The sequence below is a fragment of the Pseudovibrio sp. FO-BEG1 genome, assembly GCF_000236645.1.
Classification (GTDB): domain Bacteria; phylum Pseudomonadota; class Alphaproteobacteria; order Rhizobiales; family Stappiaceae; genus Pseudovibrio.
Genome location: NC_016642.1, coordinates 2,849,318 through 2,874,684, shown reverse-complemented (window position 1 = coordinate 2,874,684; position 25,367 = coordinate 2,849,318). Strand labels below are relative to the sequence as shown.

Annotated in this window: 24 protein-coding genes and 2 tRNA genes; 10 read left to right on the top strand and 16 right to left on the bottom strand. The window is 51.9% G+C overall.

What is annotated here, in order from left to right; translation table 11 throughout:
• Positions 1-40: 40 nt before the first annotated feature.
• The 4 genes from PSE_RS13200 to PSE_RS13185 all read right to left on the bottom strand — a co-directional run bounded on the left by PSE_RS13200 (position 41) and on the right by PSE_RS13185 (position 3,602).
• Complete coding sequence (locus PSE_RS13200) at positions 41-1,387, bottom strand: PQQ-binding-like beta-propeller repeat protein (protein WP_014285314.1); 1,347 nt, start codon at positions 1,385-1,387, stop codon at positions 41-43.
• Positions 1,388-2,059, bottom strand: a complete 672-nt coding sequence (locus tag PSE_RS13195; protein WP_014285313.1) for a tetratricopeptide repeat protein — start codon at positions 2,057-2,059, stop codon at positions 1,388-1,390.
• Between the two features lie 227 nt (positions 2,060-2,286).
• Positions 2,287-2,865: an NnrU family protein gene (locus PSE_RS13190; RefSeq protein ID WP_041768461.1), complete on the bottom strand. Its 579-nt coding sequence runs from the start codon at positions 2,863-2,865 to the stop codon at positions 2,287-2,289.
• A gap of 158 nt (positions 2,866-3,023) precedes the next feature.
• On the bottom strand, positions 3,024-3,602 hold the full coding sequence (locus tag PSE_RS13185) for an NnrU family protein (RefSeq protein ID WP_014285311.1): 579 nt from the start codon (positions 3,600-3,602) through the stop codon (positions 3,024-3,026).
• A 278-nt stretch (positions 3,603-3,880) separates the two neighbouring features.
• Between PSE_RS13185 and PSE_RS13180 the strand changes: the two genes are divergently transcribed.
• Positions 3,881-4,189, top strand: coding sequence for a PilZ domain-containing protein (locus tag PSE_RS13180; protein WP_014285310.1), 309 nt, complete (start codon positions 3,881-3,883; stop codon positions 4,187-4,189).
• 105 nt (positions 4,190-4,294) lie between these two features.
• Positions 4,295-4,636: a TraR/DksA family transcriptional regulator gene (locus PSE_RS13175; RefSeq protein ID WP_014285309.1), complete on the top strand. Its 342-nt coding sequence runs from the start codon at positions 4,295-4,297 to the stop codon at positions 4,634-4,636.
• Between the two features lie 9 nt (positions 4,637-4,645).
• Here PSE_RS13175 and PSE_RS13170 read toward each other — a convergent pair whose 3' ends face one another.
• The 3 genes from PSE_RS13170 to PSE_RS13160 form a co-directional block, all read right to left on the bottom strand.
• Positions 4,646-5,332 (bottom strand): hypothetical protein, encoded by a 687-nt coding sequence (locus PSE_RS13170; RefSeq protein WP_148266142.1) that lies wholly within the window; start codon positions 5,330-5,332, stop codon positions 4,646-4,648.
• A 159-nt stretch (positions 5,333-5,491) separates the two neighbouring features.
• Positions 5,492-7,039 carry a glutamine-hydrolyzing GMP synthase gene (gene guaA / locus PSE_RS13165; RefSeq protein ID WP_008552051.1) on the bottom strand — a complete coding sequence of 516 codons (1,548 nt, stop codon included), beginning with the start codon at positions 7,037-7,039 and terminating at the stop codon, positions 5,492-5,494.
• Between the two features lie 115 nt (positions 7,040-7,154).
• Positions 7,155-7,649 carry a MarR family winged helix-turn-helix transcriptional regulator gene (locus tag PSE_RS13160; protein ID WP_014285307.1) on the bottom strand — a complete coding sequence of 165 codons (495 nt, stop codon included), beginning with the start codon at positions 7,647-7,649 and terminating at the stop codon, positions 7,155-7,157.
• A 310-nt stretch (positions 7,650-7,959) separates the two neighbouring features.
• On the opposite strand from PSE_RS13160, the gene PSE_RS13155 reads away from it, so the two are divergent.
• The gene (locus tag PSE_RS13155) at positions 7,960-9,180 is read left to right on the top strand and encodes a lipopolysaccharide assembly protein LapB (RefSeq protein ID WP_014285306.1); all 1,221 of its coding nucleotides are present in this window, start codon (positions 7,960-7,962) and stop codon (positions 9,178-9,180) included.
• Between the two features lie 81 nt (positions 9,181-9,261).
• On the opposite strand, the gene PSE_RS13150 is transcribed toward PSE_RS13155, so the two are convergent.
• A complete protein-coding gene (locus PSE_RS13150) occupies positions 9,262-10,554 on the bottom strand; it encodes an RsmB/NOP family class I SAM-dependent RNA methyltransferase (RefSeq protein WP_014285305.1) in 1,293 nt (430 codons plus the stop codon).
• A gap of 303 nt (positions 10,555-10,857) precedes the next feature.
• Here PSE_RS13150 and PSE_RS13145 point away from each other — a divergent pair, with 303 nt between their 5' ends.
• Positions 10,858-11,154 carry a hypothetical protein gene (locus PSE_RS13145; protein ID WP_008551962.1) on the top strand — a complete coding sequence of 99 codons (297 nt, stop codon included), beginning with the start codon at positions 10,858-10,860 and terminating at the stop codon, positions 11,152-11,154.
• Between the two features lie 66 nt (positions 11,155-11,220).
• Here the strand turns inward: PSE_RS13145 and PSE_RS13140 are convergent, their stop codons facing one another.
• The 4 genes from PSE_RS13140 to guaB form a co-directional block, all read right to left on the bottom strand.
• On the bottom strand, positions 11,221-13,251 hold the full coding sequence (locus PSE_RS13140; protein ID WP_014285304.1) for a methyl-accepting chemotaxis protein: 2,031 nt from the start codon (positions 13,249-13,251) through the stop codon (positions 11,221-11,223).
• A gap of 504 nt (positions 13,252-13,755) precedes the next feature.
• Complete coding sequence (locus PSE_RS13135) at positions 13,756-14,286, bottom strand: GNAT family N-acetyltransferase (RefSeq protein ID WP_014285303.1); 531 nt, start codon at positions 14,284-14,286, stop codon at positions 13,756-13,758.
• A gap of 210 nt (positions 14,287-14,496) precedes the next feature.
• A complete protein-coding gene (locus tag PSE_RS13130) occupies positions 14,497-14,754 on the bottom strand; it encodes a YjhX family toxin (RefSeq protein WP_014285302.1) in 258 nt (85 codons plus the stop codon).
• A 413-nt stretch (positions 14,755-15,167) separates the two neighbouring features.
• The gene (guaB, locus tag PSE_RS13125) at positions 15,168-16,670 is read right to left on the bottom strand and encodes an IMP dehydrogenase (protein ID WP_014285301.1); all 1,503 of its coding nucleotides are present in this window, start codon (positions 16,668-16,670) and stop codon (positions 15,168-15,170) included.
• Positions 16,671-16,998: 328 nt separating this feature from the next.
• Here guaB and PSE_RS13120 point away from each other — a divergent pair, with 328 nt between their 5' ends.
• The gene (locus tag PSE_RS13120) at positions 16,999-18,399 is read left to right on the top strand and encodes an MFS transporter (protein ID WP_014285300.1); all 1,401 of its coding nucleotides are present in this window, start codon (positions 16,999-17,001) and stop codon (positions 18,397-18,399) included.
• A 44-nt stretch (positions 18,400-18,443) separates the two neighbouring features.
• On the opposite strand, the gene PSE_RS13115 is transcribed toward PSE_RS13120, so the two are convergent.
• Positions 18,444-19,145 (bottom strand): RlmE family RNA methyltransferase, encoded by a 702-nt coding sequence (locus PSE_RS13115; RefSeq protein WP_014285299.1) that lies wholly within the window; start codon positions 19,143-19,145, stop codon positions 18,444-18,446.
• Positions 19,142-20,581 carry a Ppx/GppA phosphatase family protein gene (locus PSE_RS13110; protein WP_014285298.1) on the bottom strand — a complete coding sequence of 480 codons (1,440 nt, stop codon included), beginning with the start codon at positions 20,579-20,581 and terminating at the stop codon, positions 19,142-19,144. The genes PSE_RS13115 and PSE_RS13110 overlap by 4 nt, the downstream gene beginning before the upstream one ends.
• Before the next feature lie 546 nt (positions 20,582-21,127).
• Between PSE_RS13110 and PSE_RS13105 the strand changes: the two genes are divergently transcribed.
• The 3 genes from PSE_RS13105 (at position 21,128) to PSE_RS13095 (ending at position 22,176) form a co-directional block, all read left to right on the top strand.
• Positions 21,128-21,201 (top strand) — tRNA-Gln (locus tag PSE_RS13105).
• A 50-nt stretch (positions 21,202-21,251) separates the two neighbouring features.
• Positions 21,252-21,325: transfer RNA gene (locus PSE_RS13100), tRNA-Gln, on the top strand.
• A gap of 119 nt (positions 21,326-21,444) precedes the next feature.
• Positions 21,445-22,176 carry an SDR family NAD(P)-dependent oxidoreductase gene (locus PSE_RS13095; RefSeq protein ID WP_014285297.1) on the top strand — a complete coding sequence of 244 codons (732 nt, stop codon included), beginning with the start codon at positions 21,445-21,447 and terminating at the stop codon, positions 22,174-22,176.
• Here the strand turns inward: PSE_RS13095 and PSE_RS13090 are convergent.
• Positions 22,173-23,204: a DUF2817 domain-containing protein gene (locus PSE_RS13090; protein ID WP_014285296.1), complete on the bottom strand. Its 1,032-nt coding sequence runs from the start codon at positions 23,202-23,204 to the stop codon at positions 22,173-22,175. The two genes, PSE_RS13095 and PSE_RS13090, sit on opposite strands and share 4 nt — an antisense overlap.
• Before the next feature lie 216 nt (positions 23,205-23,420).
• Here PSE_RS13090 and PSE_RS13085 point away from each other — a divergent pair, with 216 nt between their 5' ends.
• On the top strand, positions 23,421-24,377 hold the full coding sequence (locus tag PSE_RS13085; RefSeq protein ID WP_041768458.1) for a nucleoside hydrolase: 957 nt from the start codon (positions 23,421-23,423) through the stop codon (positions 24,375-24,377).
• Positions 24,378-24,424: 47 nt separating this feature from the next.
• On the opposite strand, the gene PSE_RS13080 is transcribed toward PSE_RS13085, so the two are convergent.
• A complete protein-coding gene (locus tag PSE_RS13080; protein WP_041768456.1) occupies positions 24,425-24,772 on the bottom strand; it encodes a hypothetical protein in 348 nt (115 codons plus the stop codon).
• Positions 24,773-25,019: 247 nt separating this feature from the next.
• On the opposite strand from PSE_RS13080, the gene PSE_RS13075 reads away from it, so the two are divergent.
• Positions 25,020-25,367 carry a hypothetical protein gene (locus tag PSE_RS13075; RefSeq protein WP_008551973.1) on the top strand — a complete coding sequence of 116 codons (348 nt, stop codon included), beginning with the start codon at positions 25,020-25,022 and terminating at the stop codon, positions 25,365-25,367.

Genomic DNA, 25,367 nt, shown 5'->3' with positions numbered 1-25,367 from the left:
CCGAAAACCGGGCTCAATGCCACAGTTGCGAAGGCACGTTTTAATTCAGCGCTGCAACCGCTCCGTCACTGGTGAGGACGACCATACGTCCACCAGCAACAATTGGTGATACAAATACGCCACTGGTCACTTTCCGCGATGCGGATGCCTGGCCGGTCTTTGCATTCACAGATGCAAGGTAACCATTGCTGGACATGGCGATCAGCTGGCCATTGGCCAGAATTGGACCTGCCCAGTTGACATTCTTGGCGTCACTTTCGCCAGTTGGCAACTTGGCACTCCAGATAAGGTTGCCGGTCTTACTTGAGATTGCATGCAATTTGTCATCCAAGCCGATCAGGAATACCGTACCACCGGAAACAACCGGCGTGTGTACGGCACCGAAATCAGACTCCCACAAACGCTCACCGTCTTTCAGCGAGATACCGAGTGTACGACCAGCAACGGAGGTTGCGATAACCTTGTTGCCATCAATAACCGGGCTTGCTGAAACATCTGTCAGGCCAGAAAGTGCGCGTGTACGGAAGGACCGTGCAACGGTATCGATCCATTTAGGCTCACCGCTGTTAATGTCAAGCGCCATAACCTCACCTGAGGAGAACGGCACAACAACAGTGTTGCCTGAAACTGCCGGATTTGCAGAGGAAAGCAGGCCTGCCTGCTCTGCGATACCGGCGAAGGACCATGCCTGCTCACCATCTGACTGGTTGAGGCCGATCACTTCATTGTCCTGGGTTACGACAACGACTTTGCCATTAGACGCTGCTGGAGCACCGCGAACCGGGGTTTCCAGCGTCTTGGTCCAGAGGATGTTGCCGCCCTTATCGAGAGCATAAACATTGCGGTATGCGGTTGCGACAAAGATCTTGCCGCCATCAAGCACAACGCCGCCGCCTGCAGCGACTTCGTTTTCGCCTTCCAGACCCAGGTTCTTTGTGAAGACCTTGGCACCGCCTGTTGTCAGAGCAACAAGATTGCCATCGGACTTATAAACGTAGATGCGCTGACCATCAGACACCGGACGCGCTGCAGTGCGCGGGTTGCTGGAGCCAATGCCGAAGAAGCCTGGAGAGCGAACCTGACCGATGCTGGAGGACCATGCAACGCCGCCGCCTACATTGACTGCAATATTGCCCGGGTCATTGCTCTTCGGACCAGCTGCTGTTGGCCATGTAGAGCCACCGGTTGCCGCTCCGATCGTGGCATCGCCACCGGTCGCAGCTGGTTTGAGAGCGCCCTGATACAGAGGCTGACGATCGCCTTCGAGGAACTCGTCATCGCCGCCGAATGGATTAAGACTGGAAAGAGAAGAACAACCAGCCAGCGTCAGCGCAAGCGCGCCGGTTCCAATCAAAGCCTTCCAAGACTTTCTTTTGGTCTCGCTCACTTATTCAGTCCCCTTTTCGTCTTTGCCCAATGCAGAGGTGATCAGTTCTAGATAAATCTGTGCGCGCCCGGAAATGTCAGATGGGGCGGCTGCATCATTTACAACTTCGCTAAAGCGTGTGCGTGCCGCTTCCAGGTTGCCTGCCTTATACTCAGCAGCACCCAGAATTTCCAAAGCGGAGAAGCGCCAGGTGTTGCCTGCAACAGCCAGAACCTCAGTGTGCTTCTTCACAGCAGCAAGGTCACCGCTGTCCAGCAGCAGGTAAGCTGCGCGGATGTTTGCGAGGCCCTTGTAGATGGTTGGTGTAGAGCTGTCTGCTGCGACGGCCTCAAAAGCCTTGATGGCTTCGTCAGACTTGCCTTCCAGCGCCAGCTCGGTGCCAACACGCATCTTAGCCATCATTGGATAGCCGCCGATTGCGCCTTCCATGGAGACAAAAGCAGCCTGAGCTTCTGCGTAGTTGCCTGCATCAGAAAGCTTAACTGCTTCCAGGAATTCTGTACCTGCTGCCTGAGACTGTTTGGTCTGCCAGTACTCATAGCCGCGGTAACCTGCGGTACCTACAACGATAAGACCTGCTGTCAGGTATACAACCGGAGCAAAGCGCTTCCAAAGCTTTGAAAACTGGTCGCTTCTTACTTCTTCATCGACTTCGCGAAAAATGTCGGACATAACTTCAAATGTTCCTGCAGCAACGATTCTTAGGTTTGTGGTATCCCAATGGGCGGCGTCACATTAAAACTAAGAGAGCCGCAGGCAAACCTCTTTCTCTACCTCTTTCAACCGATTAGTGGCTTAATTAGGGCAAGAAAAGAGTTTTCCCTGCCAACATTTACAAGAGTAAATGCCGGAGGGAACCACTTTGGTGTCTGTCTTGAAACCTTAACGCATGCAAAAGGTCAAGTTATGATCGGCACGCCAATCAAAATTGCATGTAGTTTCCACACGAACAGGCCGTAGAAAATCAAGCCAAGCCCTACAGAGATCACATCGTTCTTCATTGCGTTCGGATAGTCTCGGTTCGGTGGAGTGATACGTTCACGTTTGGCAATGGTAATCCTGACGATGATTGCCCAGATCAGGAACGAGCCAAACAACACCACAGAGTAAGGTTCACCATTAGCAAACAGGTGTGCAACGGCCCAGAGTTTGGTTGCATTGATGAGCGGATGTTTAGTGATGCGGGTGATGTTCCCTTTCAGCTGAGAGGCAAAGAACAGCGGAAAGACTGGAAGCATCAGTAGCATGGTAACATGACGCCCCCAACTCGGCGGCACATACCACGGCGTATAATCGCCATGCCATGCCGCGCCAAAACCGTAGACAACGGCAACTAGCCCGCCCAACGCGACAAGCGTGTAAATGCCTCTGTATCCGTTGAATGTAAGCCGCTGAACCAAACTCTCCCGCAGGCCAGTAAAGGACGGGATCAAATGCACCGTGAAAAATGCGGTAAGTCCTGAAATCAATAATGTCATGTCTTGCTCTCTCCCAAGATCAATTGAGAACAAGGTATTTCACGGATATCTCATTTGCAAAGCAATCTTCCGCATCGCGAAAGCGTCAACCCAAAAAGAAAACCGCCCGCATGGTTTGTTCATGCGAGCGGTTTCAAAAATTTAGTTTCAGAACCCGTTTAGGTCAGGATTGCCATACCGATCAATAACTCGTGCAGCTTCCAAACAAACAGGCCATAGAGCAGGAAGCCAAGGACAACGCTGATGATGTCGTTGCGAATGGCATGCGGGAACTGCTCAGTCTCGGTGTTCTTGCGGTCGAACTTCTTCAAAGAAATGCGTGCCCAGATCGCCCAGACAAGGAAACCACCAAAGAGAGCAACGGAGTATGGCTCACCATTCACCAGCAGATGTGAGATTGCCCAGATCTTGACGGCCAGAATGACAGGGTCTTTGGTCCACTTGGCGATATTGCCGCGGATAAACTTCGCGAAGACCAGAATAAAGACCGGCAGCAGCAGTGTCATAGCCAGGTGGCGCAACCAGAACGGTGTCACGTACAGTGGGAACAGGTCTTCTTCCCGCGCCAGAACGAAGCCGTAGATCATACAGAACAGGCCAGTCAGCACGATCAGCGAATAGACTGCGCGATATGGATTTAGTCCAATGCGCTGGACGACGGAATCACGAAAGCCCGGAAACGATGGGACAAAGTGAATTCCCAAAAAGATGAAAAGCCCGACAAGTAACAGCGTCATCGAGTGACCCTTTAGTTTTGTATTTTACGTTAAAGCCCTTAGCTGAGCTTGTGCACTGTGACCAAACGCCGTGAAATATCAATAAGCCTGATCGTCCCTGCGTAAGGTGTTTTCTACATTTACCCAATTCTTTTTCAAGGAACCCTTGAGGTCATCCTTGTTTTCTCGCTAAATCAGGGTGAGTGGTTTATCTGCATATATCATAACTTGACTGTTTGACTCCTATATTTGCGCAAGATCTAAGGATTCTCAAACAGAAACAGCGCCTGGAAAGTTCTATGTCCGAGAGTGACAGTGCAACAGAGATCACAGAACGTCGCCGAGTGCGCCGTCGGCGTACGCTCAAGGAAGGACGGATCGTCTTCGCGAGCCAGTCCATGGTTTTCGATTGCATTATTCGCGATTTGTCCGATTTCGGCGCCCGATTGAAGATGGAAACAACAATCGATATTCCAGATGAGTTCATGCTCTATCTGGTGCATTTGCGCCAACGCGTGAAGGCTGAAGTTCGCTGGAGAACGGCTGACACTTTAGGTGTCGAGTTCATTGGTGAAAAGGAAACCGTTTCCAGCCTGATGAAAATCTAGAGTACCTTCTTAAACGCCCACATTGATGGGCGTTTTTGTTTTGCTTGCACAGCTTCTCGTTTCCCGTTCATACTGACCCCAGAGTGTTGGGTGGGAGATGATCGGATGACACTTACTCTCAATGAAGCCCGGGATTTACTCCTGGCACGCAAAGCTGAACTTACGGAACTGACTGAAATTTCTGAGAGTGATCGCGCAACCGTTACGCTCGATCAACAGTCCGTTGGCCGCCTCTCCCGCATGGACGCCATGCAGCGCCAAGCCATGGCACAAGCCAATGATCGCCAACGCGCCCGCGAACTCCAACGCATCGACGGCGCACTTCAACGTATCAAAGAGGACGAATACGGTTACTGCCTGGAATGCGGCGAAGACATCCCCGAAGCCCGCCTGCGTGTTGATCCTGCTGCCCTTTACTGCGTGAGCTGTGCGAAGCTGTTTGGGTGAATGGTTTTCCTAGACGACCACTTCAACATTACGTTTCAGGACAAACAACCAAGCCTGCATGTCCATGTTGTCTTTTTTCGCGATCTCAAACGACGTACTGACCTGATGGCCAAACCAATCTGCAAATACATAGGGCATGACATTCGGCGTCACCCCAAATGGATCTTTGGCTCCTGCTTCTGAAGGGCCATGAGCGTCTGTGTGTTCTATAATCACAAGGCCGTCGCCATGTATTTGGTTGAGCCAAGTCGTTAGTGCTTGCCTTGGGTTCCAGCCTTGATCCAACGAGTTGGAGTAAACGAAATCAAAGGTATTTCGCCATTCCTCTTTTTCATCGTGAAAATCCCATTCTACTGAGCGGTTGAACTGGTTGGCTGTGGGAGAGATGTCCGTCCCGAAAACATCAAATGCTTTGTCCTCAACAAGATAGTTCTGTTCAAATCCGTTTCTCGATCCGTGGCAGATACCTCTAAACCGATCATGTTGGAAGTTTTCTCGAACAATGTTCTTCACTCGATCAAGCGTTGCCTTATCCGCCCAAATCTTTTGAAGCTTCTTCTTGTTGTAGAAGATCTGCGTTTCTTTGTAGGTTTCGTATGAATCGTAGCGATACAGATAAAAATCCAGCTCGTCCTTTGGAGTTTCCATTTTGGACGGCTTTTTCTTCTTAAACATACGCAAAATCGATGTTGTCATCGCAGCAACGCCTCTCAGTCGCATTTCCTGCGCCGATCATCCTACTGAACAGAGAAAGACACAAACCATATTATTTTAGTGTTTGAAATCTGGTCTATGCTTTACCTGCTGCTTAAACAAAAAAACCGGAGAAGCTCCCTTCCCCGGTTTTTGATTATCTTATTCCCACTCGATGGTTCCCGGAGGTTTGGAGGTCACATCGTAAACGACGCGGTTGATGCCGCGGACTTCGTTGATGATGCGGGTCGCTGCCCGGCCGAGGAACTCCATATCGTAGTGATAGAAGTCGGCTGTCATTCCGTCCACAGAGGTCACCGCACGCAGCGCACAGACGAACTCGTAGGTACGGCCATCGCCCATGACGCCCACGGTCTGCACTGGCAGAAGAACTGCGAATGCCTGCCATATAGCGTCGTAAAGACCTGCCTTGCGGATTTCATCGAGATAGATGGCATCTGCCTGGCGGAGAATGTCCAGCTTCTCGCGAGTGATACCGCCTGGGCAACGGATTGCCAGACCTGGGCCTGGGAATGGGTGACGCCCAATGAAGCTGTCCGGAAGACCCAGCTCGCGACCGAGATCACGAACTTCGTCTTTGAACAGCTCACGGAGTGGCTCAACCAACTGCATGTTCATCCGCTCTGGCAAGCCACCAACATTGTGGTGAGACTTGATGGTTACGGATGGACCGCCGGTGAAGGAGACACTCTCGATCACGTCAGGATACAGCGTACCCTGTGCTAGGAAGTCTGCGCCACCAAGCTTTTTCGCTTCTTCTTCAAAAACTTCGATGAAGAGCTTACCGATGGTTTTGCGTTTAACTTCTGGATCGCTTTCACCTTCCAACTGGCCGATGAACAGATCAGAAGCGTCTACGTGAACCAGCGGGATGTTGTAGTGATCGCGGAACATGGACAAAACTTGTTCCGTTTCACCCATGCGCATCAGACCGTGGTCTACATAGATACAAGTGAGCTGATCACCAATGGCTTCGTGGATCAAGACTGCTGCAACAGAGCTGTCGACGCCGCCAGAAAGGCCGCAGATGACTTTCTTGTCGCCAACCTGATCACGGATCGCCTGAATGGCCTGCTGGCGATACTCCGCCATGGTCCAGTCGCCTGAACAGCCTGCGATTTTGTGGGTGAAGTTCTCAATGAGCTTCGCCCCATCTGGCGTGTGCACCACTTCCGGGTGGAACTGAACGGCGTAGAAGTGGCGTTTCTCGTCTGCAATTGCTGCAAACGGCGCGCCTTCTGAAGTGCCGATCACTTCAAAACCTTCTGGAAGGGAAACAACACGGTCGCCATGGCTCATCCAAACCTGATGCTTGGAGCCCTGTTCCCAGCAGCCTTCAAACAGTGCAGAAGACTTTTCGACGGAAACAAACGCCCGGCCAAACTCTTTATGGTCGGATGTGGCAACTTCGCCGCCCAATTGGGCGCACATGGTCTGCTGACCATAACAAATTCCGAGGACAGGAATTCCAGCCTCGAATACGATCTGGGGTGCACGCGGGCTCCCCATTTCAGTCGTGGATGCCGGACCACCTGACAGGATCACCGCCTTTGGATTCATTTCCTTAAAAGCAGCTTCTGCAGACTGGAACGGAACGATCTCAGAATACACACCAGACTCGCGCACACGGCGCGCAATGAGCTGAGTGACCTGAGATCCGAAATCAATAATGAGGATGCGGTCAGTCATGCGCAGCTTCTACTCTGTACGCATTGATTTGGGAAGGTCTATTCCGAGGAAATTTTGGAGTTACGCTAAGAGCGCTAGGTGTTTTTCTGTGAGCTTTGAACAAAGCCGCGCCAAGCTACAAAATGGACTGCTCGTGCTCTTCGATATTGCTCATCATTTGACCCAGTCTGATGCGCTCCTGAACATCAAGCTGTGGCAGCAGGTTCTTTTCGAGCTGCTCCAACTGCGCCTCCAAAGAACGAAGAACAACACGCCCCTCTTCTGTCAGGCTGAGGCGAACCAGGCGCCGATCTCTTGGATGTTCCCGCTTCTTGATGAGGTTGGCTTCTGAAAGGCGCTTTACAGCACGGGAAACGGCAACCGTATCCAGACCAATGACCGGACCGAGTTCTCTTACTGAGACTGCTCCCAAACGTTCAGAGGCGCTCAGGACCAGCCAGGAAGGAAGAGACAGTCCGTAATTTGTCTGCAAGTGCTCAGAGAGGCGTCGCTCGATGAAGCGGCCTGTCGCAATGATGCGAAGCGGCAAATAGTTCAGCAGCTCGACGTTATGTTCGTCTTCAAACAGACTTGCCTGTGTCATTATGTTGGCACGGTACTTCTCGGCCATAACCCTTTTGCCCTGCGTCAAATGCTTTGCTTCACTCCATTGACCGATAAGAAAAACGGAAAATGGTTAAGCTGACTTGAATATTGGTGATTTTTCCCAGGCACTAGCCCCTGATTGTGGTTTTGATGCGTTCAAGATCATCTATCCACGCCTTCCTTCCCGATCCACTCGTTCCACCTTTGACGCTGATTTGCCAAGCGCTTAGGCTTCCTACTGCATAGATACGAATTTGATTCGCAGAATTGCCTGTCAGCAGATCCATCCGGTTGGATCTACGGACGGCACTGCCCAACAAGGGGGTCCGTAAAAGATGACAGAGACACTGCGTGGAACGCCGGAAGCCGATACCCGGCAAGAGAAAATCAACGCTGCACTGGATGCGATTTCCTATCTGGAACAGGACGAACGCTTTGATGAAGTGATCCCTGTTTATCAGGATCTCGTGGGTCGCTACCCGGATGATGTGGAACTTCTCTTCAAGATGGCAACAATCATGCTGCGCAATGGAGACCTTCGAGAGTCCGTTGCCCATTTGCGCAAAGTTCTGTTCATGAAGCCTGAGCATCTGCCAGCGCGCGCCAATATGGGCAACGCACTACTTTTGCTTGGCTATCTAGAGCAAGCTAAAGAGGCATTTGACGCTGTCGTAGAAGCCGAGCCAGAAAATCGCAATGCGCTTTATGGGCTGTCGACTATTCTGATCAAGATGCATGTGCATGCAGAAGCTGAGCCCTACGCCAGACGCCTTGTTCAGCAAATACCAAACAGCGCTGCTGCCCTTTCATTGCTTGGCGATGCTTTAAGCGCTGAGACGAACGCAGAAGCAGCGATCCTGAACTATCGTGCAGCCCTCAGATTTGATCCGCATTATGTTCCAGCGCTTCTTGGTCTGTCGAAAGTGCTGATTATCCGCAAAAAGAGCGAAGAGGCTCTTGCCCGCCTCAATGAGGCACATGATCTGCAACCGCGCAATGTGGAAGTGCTTGTCGCGATGGGCCATGCTTATTTGCTGGAAGACAGCACTGCCAGCGCCGTTGAAAGCTTTGAGCTGGCCCATGCATGCGAACCAGACAATGCGGCGGCTCTTGTGCACCTGAGCATCGGTAAGCGGAAGATGGGACTGGTGTATGCTGGCGTTTATCATGCTGCGGCAGCTTGGCGTCTCGCGCCCGGCAACAAGCAGGTTGCTAATGCGCTTGGTGCCGCACTTGCGGCAGCAGGTGCAAGCGATGCTGCCCGTGACGTGCTGACCTCTCACGCAAGAGGTCATGAGTTTATGGAAGCCACAATCGCAGCCATCAAAGAAATCGAGTACCTTGCAGAGCAAGGCTATGAACGTCCTGTTCGTGAAGAAAAGCGTGCGACTGAGATTGCGGAGGCAGATGAGCCTGACGGAACAGAGAATGTAGAGCAAGACGAGCCGGAAGCACTTCAGGAAGAAAGCAGCGAAGCAGCAAATGTGGAGCAAGCTGACGAGACTGAAGAAAAGCCTGAGCTTTCTGAAGAGCTCGAAGAGAAGTCTTCAAACTAAGCATTTTGCTTTTAGCAAAAAAGCCTGCCGCAGGTATGCTGCGACAGGCTTTCATTTTTATAGGCGTTGGCTGGCTTACCCTTAGTCTCGTTCCATCATCGCAATGAAGAAGCCGTCCGTTCCTGTGTGATGCGGTGTCAGCGTGATCATACCACCATCCTTAAACAGCGGACGGCGAGAGGAAACTTCACCAAAATGCCCTTCCCAGACTGGGGCCAGATCAACAAGCTTGAAGTCTGGATGCTTTTCGAGAAACGCTTGAACCTGAAGCTGGTTTTCTGCTGGTACAAGTGAGCATGTTGCATAGATCAGCTTACCGCCTGAGCGCACGAAACGGGTTGCTGTTTCCAGCACCTGCGCCTGATCTTCAATACGGCCATTCAGCGCATTTTCAGTTACACGCCACTTGGTATCCGGACGACGACGCCAAACACCGGTGCCTGAACACGGCGCATCAACGAACACGCGATCCATTTTGCCATCACAGATGTCCAGAGAGCCAGTCTGCGGATCAATTGTCTGGATGTTGCGCACACCGGCACGAGCCATTCGGTCGTAAAGCGGTGCAAGGCGGGTTTTGTGGGCATCATAGGCGTAGATCTGCCCTTTGTTCTGCATCTGCGCTGCAAGGGCGAGGCTCTTACCACCTCCGCCTGCGCAAAGATCCAAAACCTGCTCACCGGGCTGGGCACCAGAAAGGATGGAGGCAATCTGAGATGCTTCATCCTGCAGCTCAAACCAGCCTTTTCGGAAACTTTCTTCTGCCTGAACGTGCGGTGACTTACGCGGCCCCACTACAGGCTCCAAACGAACACCAACTGGTGAGAGACCACTTGCTTCGGGATGCAGGTGTGACAAGCGTTTGAGAACTTTATCCTGCGAACTCTTCACCGTGTTGACGCGCATATCGATTGGTGCGCGCTCAGAAAGAGAGCGACCAACAGCCAATGCATCGTCACCGAAGTTTTCCTGAAAGTGTGGCCAGAGCCATTCCGGGATGTTTGCGGAAATCTGATCGTTGTCGCCGACCTGCTTGTTTTCAATCAGCGCGGTGCGTTCTGCATCGGAGAGAGGCTCTGGCGCGTGACGGTCTTCTTCCATCACCTGCTCCAGCTTCTCGACCTGATTGCCCCAGCCCCAAATATAAGTTGCGAGCACAAGAGCGCGCGCACTCTCAGATCCCATCGCCTGTGCGTGGGAGAGTTTGTGGCGCAGCGCGTCAAAAACCAGATTGCCGATGGCGACCCGATCACCGGATCCTGCGAACCTGTGCTTGTTGCCCCAATCCTTCAGAGCTTCCTGCACAGGACGGCGGCGGTCATTAATTTCTGTCAGCACTTCAATTGCAGCCGCAATTCGTCCACCGTCGCGCATGAATGATCCCTAATTCCGTGAATTCTATTTTACGATTTATTCGTTTGGCTTTGCAGCGTGTATGCCAATACTCAAGGCATTTCAATAGTGCATAGCATCTGTGAGGCAAAGCTCACATCAACTCATTCAACAATTTCTTGGGTGTTGCATCGCTCACATATGCGGGATTTAGCAGATAACAGTAAAAATACAGATATTTATGGGATTCATCCGCTACCTCGTGACGCATAGCGCATTTTACTAAAAACATAGATGCTGTCTCGCAACTCGTCGCAATCCTGTAAACAACCCGTGTTGCGTTCTATGTTTTATCAGGTCTCCATCTTTCTGCTTGGCAATGCCATTCTGTTTCTTTTGAAGGCAGATCTTATTGGCGCTTCGATTGCATCCAACTCCCCGGTTAGTGCAAAGCAAAACCATTACATGTTCGCAGCTGGCGCTTTTACGACTGATGCGCTGCTTTCAGCCGTTCTTTCTTTGGGCAGCCTTGCGCTGTTGGAGCTAGTCTTTGCAGTCTCCACGACATGGTATTACTCAGTTGTTTGCCTGCTGACATACTTGAGTATTCTCAGCTTCTTCACTCTTCGCATTCATCGATAAGCTAAATACAAAAATGGCTCACCCGCTTCCGGAGTGAGCCATCTTTCTTTTTGTATCTGATCGCAGTTACGCGCTTTTTACATTGCGCAGGAAGCTTGCGATGTTGTCTTTCAAAATATCAGCCTGCTTGTTGAGGATCTGAGAGGATGACAGGACCTGACTTGCAGTAGCGCTGGTTTCAGAGGCAGCTGAAGAGACGCCTGCCATGCTCTCTGCAACATTCTGCGTACCAACAGCTGCTTGCTGTACATTCTCACTGATCTCAGTTGTTGCAGCGCCTTGCTGTTCCACTGCAGCTGCAATTGTTGCCGTGATATCATTCACATTAGCCATGGTTCTGGTGATGGCACTGATCGCCCCAACAGCTTCCTGAGAAGAGTTTTGGATGCCAATGATTTGGCTGGAGATTTCTTCGGTAGCTTTGGAGGTCTGATTGGCCAACTCTTTCACTTCAGCTGCAACCACAGCAAAGCCCTTACCCGCTTCGCCAGCACGTGCAGCTTCGATTGTTGCATTGAGAGCCAGAAGGTTGGTTTGCTCTGCAATTGCCTGAATGAGGGTCACCACTTCACCAATTCGCTGAGCAGCGCTGTCCAAACTGGAGACTTTGTCGTTGGTTATCTGCGCTGTTGATGTGGCATCAGAAACAACCTTCTGTGTTTGCCCGATCTGACGGCTAATTTCATCAATAGACGCTGCCAGCTCCTCAGCTGCAGACGCAACTGTCTGCACATTGGTGGAAGCCTCTTCAGAAGACGCAGCAGCGGTTGTTGACTGCTCTGTTGCATGCTCCGCAATACCTGTCAGTGCCTTTGCCGAGATTTCCATCTCTGTGGAGTTATCTGCCACAGTGGTCAGACTTTCCTGAATGGTATCGTCAAAGTCTGTAATAAGCTCATCAATATGCTTTTGACGCAGTGCGCGGGCTTCCTGCTCCTGCTCAGATTCACTTTGCAGCTTCAGGCGCTCAACAGCATTGCTGACAAACACTTCCAGCGCTTTCGCCATCTGGCCGATTTCATCTTTGCGGTCCGTGAAGGCGACAGGTTCGTCTACGTTCCCTTTTGTCAGGGAGTTCATACGCGCAGTGATACCAACAACCGGCTTTGCGATAGATGAGCCGACGAACCACAGAACAACCACACCCAGTGCTAGGCAGATAAGCGCCGTAATAATGGCGTTGGTGCGGGTGGTGTTTGCAGCGGCTAGGAGCTCTGCTTTATCGACGGTTACGATTGCAGACCAGACCTGCTCAGTACCACGCAGTGTCAGCGGATAAGTTGCAATCTCCTTGTCGCCCAACTCGATCACGGTCGGCTGCGTACCTGCATCAATAATAAGCTGTGCGATATCTGCCGGGATCTCCTCACCTTTTAGCTCGGTGTTGGAATGTGCGACCCACTTGCCGTCATCGCTTACGAGACCTACAAAACCGCTCTTGAACTTTCTGGACGCCTCAAGGCTCGCAATAAGGCCGTTGAGGAACACATCGCCAGTGACAACACCGATTGCCTTGCCGTTTTCATTAAACACAGGCGAGGACATGGAAACTGCCATGACGGTATCGCCCTGAGATTCAAAGCTGTATGGCGGCGTTACCACATCACGACCCAGTCTGAGGGGAAGGCCGTACCAGCTGTCTGCATCGGCCTCATCCGCACCAGCAATCCGCCAACCGGTTTTGCCATCCTTGCGGGAGAAGTAAGGAGAGAAGCGGCCTGCCTCACTGTTGTAATCCTGCCCAACATGAGCAGCATCTTCGCCGATGGTGTTGGGCTCAAAGGAGGTGGTCAGGCCATCAATAGTGGGGTTGTTTGAAAAGAAGTCGCGCGCAATGTTGGCGACCTGCTCACGGGACAAGTCTGCATGAAGGAGCGTTTGTTCCAGCTGATCTGCAAAACTTGCGGTGATGATTTGGGCTTCGCTGATGGTTTGATTGGCCAGATCTGCTTGAACCTGTGCGTTCTCAATAAGTAACTCCTGTCCTGCCTCTTCTGAAGAGTTGGACATAAGGACTGAAACAACTGTGATGAGGGCAATAAAGCCAAGCAAAAACACGGCATTCGCAGCAGCGAATATCCTGAGGCGCAGTGACATGGTTATTTTCCATTGAATTAGTTCAATTTATTCTCAACCTCTCTACCCCTCAAAAATTAATTGCAACTTAAGTCTAGTGTTTTCCAATGAAAACCTAGTAATACATTTTGCCGCACTTAATTTTTATCAATACAACTCATTGCTTTTTCTAAATTAATTGAAACATTCAAATAATCGACAAAGATGCAAAAATATTTTCTCTGCGTGAGATAAATTGCAATATAGCTGAATATTTCTATTCCATATGCAGGGATCATATATTTCGCGACTCAATCATGATCTCGATTTAAATGCTTCAAGTTACTTTGCCAGCTAAATTTATTCTAATATATCAACATGGAGCCAGTTGAAGCGAAACGACATCAACTAAGTGCATCAATTGTCCCCTCTTCATGATCTCAAACCCTTCCTCAAGCTCATTCCCCCTCCAATTTCAAAGTACATTCTTCCGAATTACTTTGTTTAGTAGAAGGGAGCTATGTCCCTTCTACACGCTTAGCTTTTCTAGTCAGGTCTTCCTGAAGTATCCCAGAACATCGGGTTCATGATCGGTGCGGCGGCGACAGAAGTGCCACCGATATCGTCCATGGATCCTGGATTGATCTCCAGCATTCTCCAGGCTTCCGTTTCGCCCACTAACTTATGATGAGGCGGGAGGACTCTGGCTGGAGCAAAACCTCTGGAGGCGTAGTATTTCGGGTAGCCGAGTACGAAGATTGCATCAGCACCTATGAGCTTGAGGTGATAGATGCCCTTCTCAATCAGCTCCCTGCCAATGCCTACGCCTTGGTACTCTGGTAAAACGCCAAGTGGTGCCAGAAGAAAGCATTTCTTCTCAGGATGATCATCCAGACTGAATGGTGAAAAGAGTATATTTCCAGCTATCCTCAGTCCTCGATAGACGTTTATCGAGATAGTTTCTGGTAGCTGCAAAAACTCTTCTGCCATCTTTTGAATGACTGGACCTTCTTGCTCACCAAAGGCGTGCAAGTGAAGATTTTGAATTTCTAGTTTTTCATTTTCAGCATGAATCATGCGAACTTATCCTTGTTGGTTTGGTGTTTTGCTTCACCAGATCCATCAGAATTTCAGATTGCGCACGTTATGCGGACCTGTGCTTCGCAGGCCTCAGCAGAGACTAAGCATCAGCCTCTGTTGAGTTATGGCGCTGAAAGATAAGTGTGAGACCGATAAATCGCGTTACTCATCGACGCCGAACACTCGACCTGGTCCGCTTGCGACGGCTTATCGGTTATCAGCCTGCGATCTCACAAGAGTAAGACCCTTTCTGGTGACACGATAAGGCGCGCTTTTCTTGGACGCGATCAGTTTTCGACGCTTGAGTTTGCGAAATAGCTCGTCGCTCAGGCCAGAAAACCTCCACCCCTCACGGGTGAATAATTCAATTTTGGAAATACGGCGGTGATCGTCTTTTTCGATGCGAATGCAACCGCCTTGCGCCAACATATGCAGAATTTTCTGCTCTTGTCTGGAGATGTCCATAAGAACTGGTTACCCAAATACATGCGTAGTCTCTCCCATTCCAACCGAGTTAGAGCGGGTGCATGGATTTCAGCTTCCTGCCGGGTCAGGCATCACTCGCATGCGAGCAATAGATCCAACCCTTTTTACAATGCGAACAACATGCGCGTCTGTAAAAAGGCAGTCAGCAAGGTTACCGATTCTCTTGTTTAAACAAAAACTCTCCAGATTTATGGCGATGAAGCAGCGGCTTCCTACATTACAACGCCCGCTGCTGGCAAGCATTTTTTTTGAAAAAGGGAGTACCTCAAGCAAATGACAGGCTCAGCCTAAGCATAACTCAGTCGAAGCAAGAGCAAGCTGCGTCCTCAAAAAAAACGCCTGCTTGAAACAACATCAAGCAGGCGTAAACATTTGTTTTTAAGCGACTAACTTTAAACCGCACCCGGATAGTTAGGGCTCTCACGTGTAATCGTCACATCGTGAGCGTGGCTTTCTCTTAGAGAAGCGCCGGAGATGCGGACGAAGGTGGCGCGTTCTTTGTACTCTGGGAGGTTTGGTGCACCGACGTAGCCCATGGAGGCGCGGACGCCGCCTGCGAGCTGGTGCAGGACGGATGAGAGTGGGCCTTTGTATGGCACCTGCCCTTCAATGCCTTCCGGAACCAGTTTGAGCTTGTCGGAGACCTCTGCCTGGAAGTAGCGATCTGCGGAACCGCGCGCCATTGCGCCGACGGAGCCCATGCCGCGGTAGGCTTTATAGGAACGACCCTGATGCAAGTAAACTTCGCCCGGGCTTTCTTCCGTACCGGCCAGAAGAGAACCGACCATGCAGGAGCCTGCACCTGCTGCGAATGCTTTGGCCATATCGCCGGAGAACTTAATGCCGCCGTCTGCGATGATCGGCACGTCTGCTTTGGCAGCTTCTGCAGCGCAGTCGAGGATCGCGGTGAGCTGAGGCACACCAACACCAGCGACGATACGGGTTGTACAGATGGAACCTGGGCCGATGCCCACTTTCACCGCATCTGCACCAGCATCAATCAGCGCTTTTGTTGCAGCTGGTGTAGCCACGTTGCCAGCTACCAGCTCCACGTTCGGGTAACGCTTCTTGATCGCTGCGACCTGATCAATCACAGCCTGAGAGTGGCCGTGTGCAGTGTCTACTACGAGAAGGTCCACGCTTGCTTCGATAAGCGCTTCTGCGCGGCGCATACCTTCTTCACCCACGCTGGTTGCAGCGCCTGCAAGAAGGCGTCCCTGCTCATCCTTGGATGCGTTCGGGTTCAGCTGTGCCTTTTCCATGTCCTTTACGGTGATGAGGCCAACACAGCACTGGTTTTCGTCTACCACCAGCAGCTTTTCGATGCGGTGTTGGTGCAGAAGGCGCTTGGCTTCATCCTGACGCACATTATCGCGCACAGTGACGAGGTTGTCGCGGGTCATCAGCTCACATACCAGCTGCTCTGGGTTGGAGGCAAAGCGGACGTCACGGTTTGTGAGGATACCAACAAGGCGACCAGTTGAGGTACCACCACGGCCACCGTTTTCGACAACCGGAACACCGGAGATCTTGTGGGCTTCCATCAGGTTGAGCGCGTCTTCCAGCGTAGCATCCGGGCCAATCACCAATGGGTTGACCACCATGCCGCTTTCGAACTTCTTCACCTGCCGGACTTCTTCAGCCTGACGCTCAAGAGGCATGTTCTTGTGAATGATACCCAGACCGCCAGCCTGTGCCATCGCGATCGCAAGGCGTGCTTCGGTCACCGTGTCCATTGCGGAAGAGAGGATCGGCAAATGCAAATGAAGATTGCGAGAGATACGCGAGTGCAGATCTACCTGCGCTGGCATGATCTCGGAATGCCCTGGGAGGAGCAGAACATCATCAAAAGTCAGCGCTTCGTGACCTGAAGATGGTTCGTAAAATGTAGGCATCGCCAAGTTCCCTTCGGATAGATATAGACCACCCTGATCCACTCCCTGCTCAAGTGGATTTGATTGCAGAGTTGCCTGAAATGATAGAGAAGTTGACGCGGGTCACTACCACGGCTTTTCCGATTTGAAAAGGGGTCATTTGTCAATTTCAGAAAGCAGATTGCATGTTTTCGCCCTACCCCATTGATTTTATTAAATTACGTGGTGGACCAATGATTGTTGGTAGACTGAGTTCCTCTAGGGTGAGCTTTTGACAGCAGATCACCAGTGCAGGGTGCTGAGCCTTTGACAAAGCCCCTCACCCTTTGGAAACCAGAAAGCCCAACGCATGCCACACCGCCTCCGCATGACGACTGTGATCGTTGGCATGACGCTGTTGCTTGTGCAATTGGATGCGACGGTGCTGGGAACTGCTATCCCGACCATAGCGCGGGATCTCAACATCAATCCGCTGTCGCTGCATTTGACGATTTCGCTCTATCAACTAACACTGGCGGTGTTTATTCCCATTTCAGGCTGGACCGCAGATCGGTTTGGCTCCAAGCGGTTGTTCGTTGCAGCCACGATCCTGTTCCTTAGTATGTCTGTTGCGTGTGCGCTTTCAACAAACCTCACCCACCTGCTGATTGCCCGCAGTGTGCAAGGTGTTGCTGGTGCGTTTTTGATGCCAATTGGACGCCTGACAGTTATTCGCATGGCTGGTACGAAGAACCTTGTGCAAGCGATGGTCTGGGTGGTGACGCCGGCAGCATTCGGGATTGCGTTTGGTCCGTTTCTGGGTGGGGTGATCGTTCATTATCTGAGCTGGCGCTGGATCTTTCTCATCAACGTCCCCGTTTGCATTGCTGTGGGAGCGATGAGCAGTTTTTACTTTCGAGACTACAAACGCAAAAACAAGGTCCCTTTTGACTTTCCGGGCTTCATCCTGCTTGGCAGCGCTGCCTCTCTCTTGCTTGCGGGCATAGCAAATCTCACCAAGGTAACGAGCGAGGCCTCTATTCCGGGAAGCTTGTTCACGGCCAGTCTTCTTTGCGCTCTGGCCTTCATCTGGCACGCAAAACGGGCGGCACATCCCGTGGTTGACCCAAAGCTCTTCACGAATGTGAGTTATCGCCTTTCCACTTTTGCAGCGGTGCCACTGCGCATTGGGGTGGCTTCCTTTGCGTTTGTGATGCCGCTTATTTTGCAGATACCAATGGGGCTTGATAGCTTGACCACAGGCCTCCTGATGGGAGCTGCAGCGGTGGGCGCCCTGCTATCCAGAACCGTTGCGCATCGCCTGATCAAGACGCTTGGCTTCCGCGGTGTACTGTTGCCCTGCACTGCTGCGCTTTCCATTTTGACACTGGCGGTGGGCTTTGTCTGGCTCACGCAGTCACTTGCAGCAGTCGCAGTGCTTATTCTGCTGATAGGCTTCACGCGCAGCCTTGTATTCACGTCCGCGAATACAGCGAGCTATGCGGATCTCACGCGATGTCTGGTCAATCAAGGCGTGAGCTTTGCGGGCCTTGTTCAGCAGCTTTCCATATCGCTGGCTGTGGGATTTGCAGCGGCAGTGCTGCATGTTCGTCAAAATGTGACGGGTGCAGATATGCTGACTGGGCCAGATTTCATCTGGCTTTCTGTTTGCACCGGATTATTTGCGCTGTTGCCCGCTGTGTTTTTCTGGTTCCTGCCGGTGAACCTTGGCAAAAACAAAGTGGATGAGCAGGCACACTTGCACCACTAGACTGCATGCAGCAAAAAGGCCGGTCAAGACCGGCCTTTTGATGATTACTTTTTGCCTCTGTAGCCACGGGCGAGAATGAACATCTCCGGGCTGCCTTTGCGGCTTGCTGGTGGCTTGATGTGCACCACGGACTTGAATTCTTTTTTCAAATCCTGAAGCAAGTTTGCTTCTGCACCGCCAGCAAACACCTTGGAGAGGAACGTGCCGCCCTCGTTGAGGTTTTGGCGCGCAAAATCAATTGCGATCTCGAACAGATAGGTCGTGCGCAGGTGGTCTGTCTGACGGTGACCTGTTGTTGGGGCCGCCATATCGGACATGACCAGATCAGGGCGATGTCCGCCAAGCGCTTTCATCAGCTCGTCCGGCGCATCGTCGTCCAGAAAGTCCTTTTGCAGGATCACCACGCCAGGGATTGGCTCAACTTCCAAATAGTCGATACCAACAACCAGCGGGTCATCATCTGTGGAACCAACGATTGGTGCGGTCAGCTGAGACCAGCCACCCGGTGCACAGCCCAGATCCACTACGCGCATGCCTGGCTTCAGAATCTCGTGCTTTTCGTTGATCTCAATCAGTTTATACGCTGCGCGGGAGCGGTAACCGTCTACCTTTGCACGGCGGACATATGGATCGTTCAGCTGGCGCTGTAGCCAGAGTGTTGAGGAATTGGACCGTTTACGCGCGGTTTTCACGCGCTGAAACATGCCACGATCACCTGATCCACGACCACTTGAGTTGCGGGTCATCTGTTATATTCCTTTCTAGGTGTGCGCCGGCGCTTATGGTTGGAGTTGCTCCAGACTTTGTCTGCCGCCATCATCTCCATAAGAATACCTTCACGCAGTCCTCTGTCAGCGACACGTAAACGCTGACACGGCCACCTGCGGCGTATCCCTTCCAAAATCGCACAGCCTGCTAGCACCAAATCGGCTCTGTCCTCACCAATACAAGGATTTTCCACCCGTTCCTGATAGGACATATTCAAAAGCTGGTTAATCATGGCTGAAACATCTTCCTGTTCCATCCATGCTCCATCAACGCGGCGGCGATCATAGCGTTTGAGGCCCAAGTGGACCCCGGCCAGTGTGGTCACCGTCCCGGATGTTCCCAGCATATGGACGTTGCCGCGCTCTATAGCACGGGAGAGTTCATTGCCAAGAGGGAAATTCTGCAATCTTTCTGAGACATCACCAACCATGGCCTCAAAAACCTCTGGCGTCACATGCACGCCGCCGTGCCGCTCAGCCAGATTGACCACGCCAAGTGGCAAGGAGGTCCACGTTCTGACAAAGCGGGTCAGAGCGTAGCCTCTGGCTCCGTAGCGGTTGCGCAGATCCAACCAGACGATCTCTGAGGAACCACCACCGATATCGAAGAGCAGAACTCCATCAGCTTCAGGATCGACCAGAGACACGCACCCTGCCACAGCAAGGCGTGCTTCAGTTTCCTGACTGACGATTTCCAGCTCCAGTCCGGCTTCTTTTTTGGCTCTGCTGACAAAGTCCTCGCCGTTTTCAGCCGCACGGCAGGCTTCCGTTGCAATCAGTCTTGCTCGTTGAACACCACGCTCAGAGATTTTCTGCTGACAGACCTGCAGAGCTTCGATGGCGCGAGAGATGGCGTCATCGGAAAGCCTCCGGTTCCGTCCGACACCCTCCCCCAAGCGAACAATCTTGGAGTAGGCATCAATCACGCGGAAGCCACGCTGTTCAGGCCTGGCAATCAGCAAACGGCAGTTGTTGGTACCCAGATCAAGCGCTGCATACAGCTCTTGCGGCCCTGCTGCATGATGTCTGTGACGGTTTGGGAAACGATGCGTGCCATCGCCCCGCATATCTGCAGGGTGTCGGCGCCGGTTGCTATCGTTGTCTCTGGTTTTGTAGCCTTGGGAAGACCGCGGAGATTTTCTGTCGGAAGTTCCATCCTGCCTTCCCGGCGTCGGCACATGCTTTTTGGCCTCCTCCTTTTTAGGAGCAGGTGGCAAAACTTCTACTGATGTGCCGCCCGGATCAATATTGACAACGGGCGGATGTAGCTTCTGGTTTAAGAGCGCACGTCTTTCAGCCCGATTAGGCTTTGCGCGACGTGCCTTCCTCTGCCGCTTGGCGCCTTCAGGACGAGAACTGCCAGTCTCTTCCGCCGCTACAGCAGAATGACCGGTTTCAGCGCGTTGCGGAGACACACTTTTGGCGTCTCCTGACTGGCGCTTTCTGTGGCGTTGCTTCCGTCTGCCCTTTTTGGAGCTTCCCGGGACGCCGGGCGTTCTCGTTCCATCCGAAGAGGACCGCTCACCCGTTTTTTTCAAGTGCTATGCCTTTGTGCAGTCCTGACGGCATCTGGATGCGATCCGGACCGAAGTCATTTCAAGTTGGCAACATTGTAACAGTTTAATGGCAAACAGCAATCGCCCCATTCGAATGGTACAGTCCTAAATTTAAACGGGTTCTCTCAAATTGCAGGAAACTCCAAGAGCTTACTGCCCGACTTGTGCAGGAAAGCAGCTGCCTTATTGTGGCCTCTCTGAGAGATGGGCTGCGCAAAAACACGCAGAGGCGAGATCCTTATTCACAAGTGAGGGTCCAGAAATCCGCTTAGACCACTGATTTTGTTAAAACTCACCAGAACCAAGTTGACAAGGTACGGTACGGACACTAAAAGCCCTCTCACCGACGAATTGAGCAGCTTGCTTCTGTTTGTCGGCGAGCAGTAGCTAACTTACTGTTATTGCTGGGGATTAGTTTAATGGTAGAACAGCGGACTCTGACTCCGTCGGTCCTGGTTCGAGTCCAGGATCCCCAGCCAATTTCAGTTTAAGCTTCTGCATTGCAGGGAACACCACCCTCCTGTTCTGCTGGGGATTAGTTTAATGGTAGAACAGCGGACTCTGACTCCGTCGGTCCTGGTTCGAGTCCAGGATCCCCAGCCATTCTCTTCCTGACATTGATGCTTATAATCGTACTCGCGGTTCTTCTTGTTTTCCGCTAGTTGACGTTTGTGCATGGCTCAAGAACACTTCCCGCGGTTTCAAACTGCGAAGGATGTGTCATGCCCTTTTCTCCCAAACGAATTGCAGTGTTTGGTGCAAGCGGCGCTATTGGCTCTGCTTTTGCGCAGGAATGCCTGGACCGATACGGCACAGCCAAAGTGTTTTGCTTTGCGCGCTCACCTGAACGCATTCCTAAACACGACAGGATTGAGAGCCACGCATTTTCCTTGGAAGATCTGGAAAGTCTGCAGGCCAATGCAGAAGCAATCAAAGCGGTTGGTGGGCTTGATTTGATTTTTGTGCCGACAGGGCAGCTTCACAGTGCCACAGCCAAACCAGAGAAAACTATGCGGTCGCTTTCCATCGCCAGCATGGAAGAAACTCTTCACACCAACACGATCTTACCAGCGATGATTATGAAGCATTTCCTGCCCCTGTTGTCGAAGCATAAAAAGGCGGTCTTTGCAGCAATCTCGGCACGTGTTGGCAGTGTCTCCGATAACTATCTCGGAGGATGGTATTCTTATCGCGCGTCGAAGGCAGCTTTGAACATGCTGATCAGGTGCGCGGCAATTGAGATGCAGCGCACGCATCAAAGCTCGGTTGTTATTGGTGTGCATCCGGGGACGGTCGACAGCGATCTTTCCAAACCGTTTCAGCGCAACATTCCAGAGGGGCAAATGATGCGCCCTGCCAAGTCTGCCGCAATGCTGCTGGATGTAATCAGCAAAGTGGATCAGTCCCAAACAGGCAAATGTCTGGCCTATGATGGGACTGAGATTTTGCCTTAAACTTCCGCGCCGACTTTCAGAACGTACTGCTCAAACACATCGCGGCTTTGAGTTAGCAACGCTTCACACCATTCCGGCGTATCCACGAAGAGTGCATCTTTGAGCTCCTGCCGGATCTCTGCTGCAAGTTCTGGCGCAACAGTATCGCGATTGCGTTTCAGCCAGTTGTCGCGGCGATGGGCATCAAGCACTTGCTCAAACGGGATCGTGCCAAACTCAAGAATGAGCTTTGTGGGTGGTTCGTCCAGATCCAGCAGATCGATGGCATCACCCATGAAGCCACCGATTAGGCTCCACTCCACCTCTTCTCCCGGTTTGGAACTCAGATCCATCACCTCACAGAAGCCGCTTGGCCCAACGCCTGTGTGCAGGTCGATAATCGTTGCGCGTTTTGCACCTTGTCCGTACCGCGAGATCACCTGCTTCAACGTTGTGGTGGACCAGGAGGTTTCGACGCCTCCGTAGAACAATCCCATTGGCACTGTGTACTGGCCTTTCAGGACTTTTTGGGTGAGTGCGCCAGCGCCGTTCTTGTCGGTGTAGGCTTTGATCTCAGCATTGGCTTTTGCCCATGGCTCACCGGTAATTTCGGGTGCACAAATGGCGGTGTGAAGCTCTTCGTAATCCGGATTTTGCGGCAGTTCCCCGTCAAAGCTGATGGAGTTGCGGTTGTTGTCGACGTTGTTCTCGTCAGTTCTGGTGAAGATCGCGCAGCCTGCCGGATTGACTGCATGTACCCAGACCACTTTCGTGTTTGACGGCACCTGATCCAGATAGCGCTGCATCAGGTCCAACTGTATGCCGGAGCCGGCAGTCAGCTCGGTTCCATGCACGCCGGATGTGATGAAGACAACATGCTCACATTCCTGCTTACCCTGCACTGCGACAGCCATCTGCACAGGCCCTTCCTCACTTTTGAAGGTGGGATGCGGGATCACTTCCATTTCGAGACCGAGGCGCTGGGATAAGTTGATGAAACGCTCTTGAGCTTCGAAATAGTCATCAGAGAAAATGGGATTTGCAGGCATGCTTTACTCGTCAAAAAATGGGATGAAGCTGTGATATATCGTCAGTTCCATTACACAGGTAATTGACCTTGCCAGAATAATCTAGTCTCTTGTTTCTTATCTCTTTTTTCATGCATCACACGCATGTACCCAATCATCCGCGATGATGCATCTGCATATAAGGCTGCCGCTGCGCACCCATGGCGTTAGCAGCGATCAGCTTTCCGGGAGCGAATAATGAAAAGAAAACTGATACTAGATGTGGACACCGGCACAGATGATGCCGTTGCCATTATGCTGGCTGCATTGCATGAAGATCTTGATCTGATTGGCGTTACCACAGTCAACGGCAACGCTGAGCTGCATTATTGCACAGATAATTCTCTGCGCGTGCTCGACTATATCGGCAAGCCTGAAATCCCGGTTTATGCGGGCTGCCGAAAACCTCTGGTGCGCAATGATTTTCCAGTACCACGCACCAAGAACGATCTGACCGAGAAAATCCACGGCAAGCACCTGCCCCTGCCTGAAACTGCGCTGAAAGCACAGGAGCAGCATGCGGTTGAGTATCTGGTTGAGACCTACCGGAATGCGACTGATCCAATCACACTGGTTCCGGTTGCTCCGCTGACAAACATTGCAGCTGCACTGGCTGCAGAGCCTAAGCTGGTGGATCTTATTCCTGAAGTTGTGATCATGGGTGGTGGTCACGATGTGGGGAACGTAACCCCTGCTGCTGAGTTCAACATTTGGGCGGACCCAGAAGCGGCCTATGCCGTGTTCAATGCTGGCTTTGAGAAGCTGACCATGGTGCCGCTGGATGCGACCCACAAAGCACTGGTGACTGCAACGCAGTGCCGTCAGTTTGATCAGCTGGGCACGCCAGCCGGTAAAGCAATGGCAGCTTGTACAGGTCACCGCATTGGGATTCACGACAAGATCCAGAAGATGGATGTAGAGCACAGTGCTCCGGTGCATGATGCGCTTTGTATTGCGCACCTCATTCAGCCTGAGGTGATTACGCTGGAAGAGTGCCCTGTCGACATTGAAACACAAGGCGCACTCACCGTTGGTCGCACCGTCGTGGACAAGAACCGCCGTGGCGGCAAGCCGGTGAACTGCAAGGTGGCATTTGATGCGAACGCACAGCTCTTCGTCGACATCATGATGGACACATTCGCGAAGAATAAATAAATCTGATGAGCGCCGAAGCTTAATGCAGTTTGGCGCTTTTCCTCCCCCTATTTGGTAAAGGCCATCTGGCCTGCGCTGCCCAGCATCCAGCGGGAGCCAAACTGATCGATCGCCACACAGCTGGCATGGGTTTCAGAGCCAAACATCAAGCACTTCACTTTTACCGCCGTCACCAGTTGCCTGCGCAAGGAATAGTGGTTCTTGGCAGGCCACATGAGCCCTACTCTGACGATGCCGTAGGTATGGTAGATATCAAGATGGCGTTTATCGACCACTTCAGCCCTGCCGCTCACTTCTGTTAGCTGTTGAATGCCCAGTGCCTGATTGGCTGAGACCGGCAGCAACAGGCCTGTAAGAAACGCAAGCATCAATGGAAAAAGCTTGAGTAAGCGCATGGTATCTCTCCGGGGTCGCACCTTTAATTCCGTTAGGGAAAAGTTAAGCATATCACAAACAAAGCGCACTCAATGCGCTTTATTGCATTTCTGTGACAATTGAGGGGTGATCCGGGACTAGTTGGGGAGGTAGAACGCAGTAAAGTGACGCTTGCCTTCAATTTTACTGTTTGGTTTTGAGGGGAAATCAGATCTGTGCGCTATACTTGCGCTGTTACCTGCATTTGAAGGTTTGGATTGGGTGTAGATGCTTCGTTCCACTGTGCATCAATTGTTTGACCAGCTGGTCTCCTGCGAGCAGTTTCTTGATAATTGCGGCGAGCTCATGTGGCGCGATAAGCTGCGCCAAACCCGCGTGGTCGACGCTGCGGGCAATGAAGCTCTGGATCTGGATTTGCTGCTCTCTTACTTCTCCCAGAGTGAGGCTTTCTTTGAGCTGGAGCTCTCTCAAGACCTCGGGCACCGGGTGAATGAGACGACGCAGCCGGGTGCAAACTCACATCTGGTCACACTGCGACTCGACATCTATTATCTTGCGCAGAGATGCCGAGACGAAGGCAATACGAGTATCGTCATCATCTCGGCCTGTCCGTAG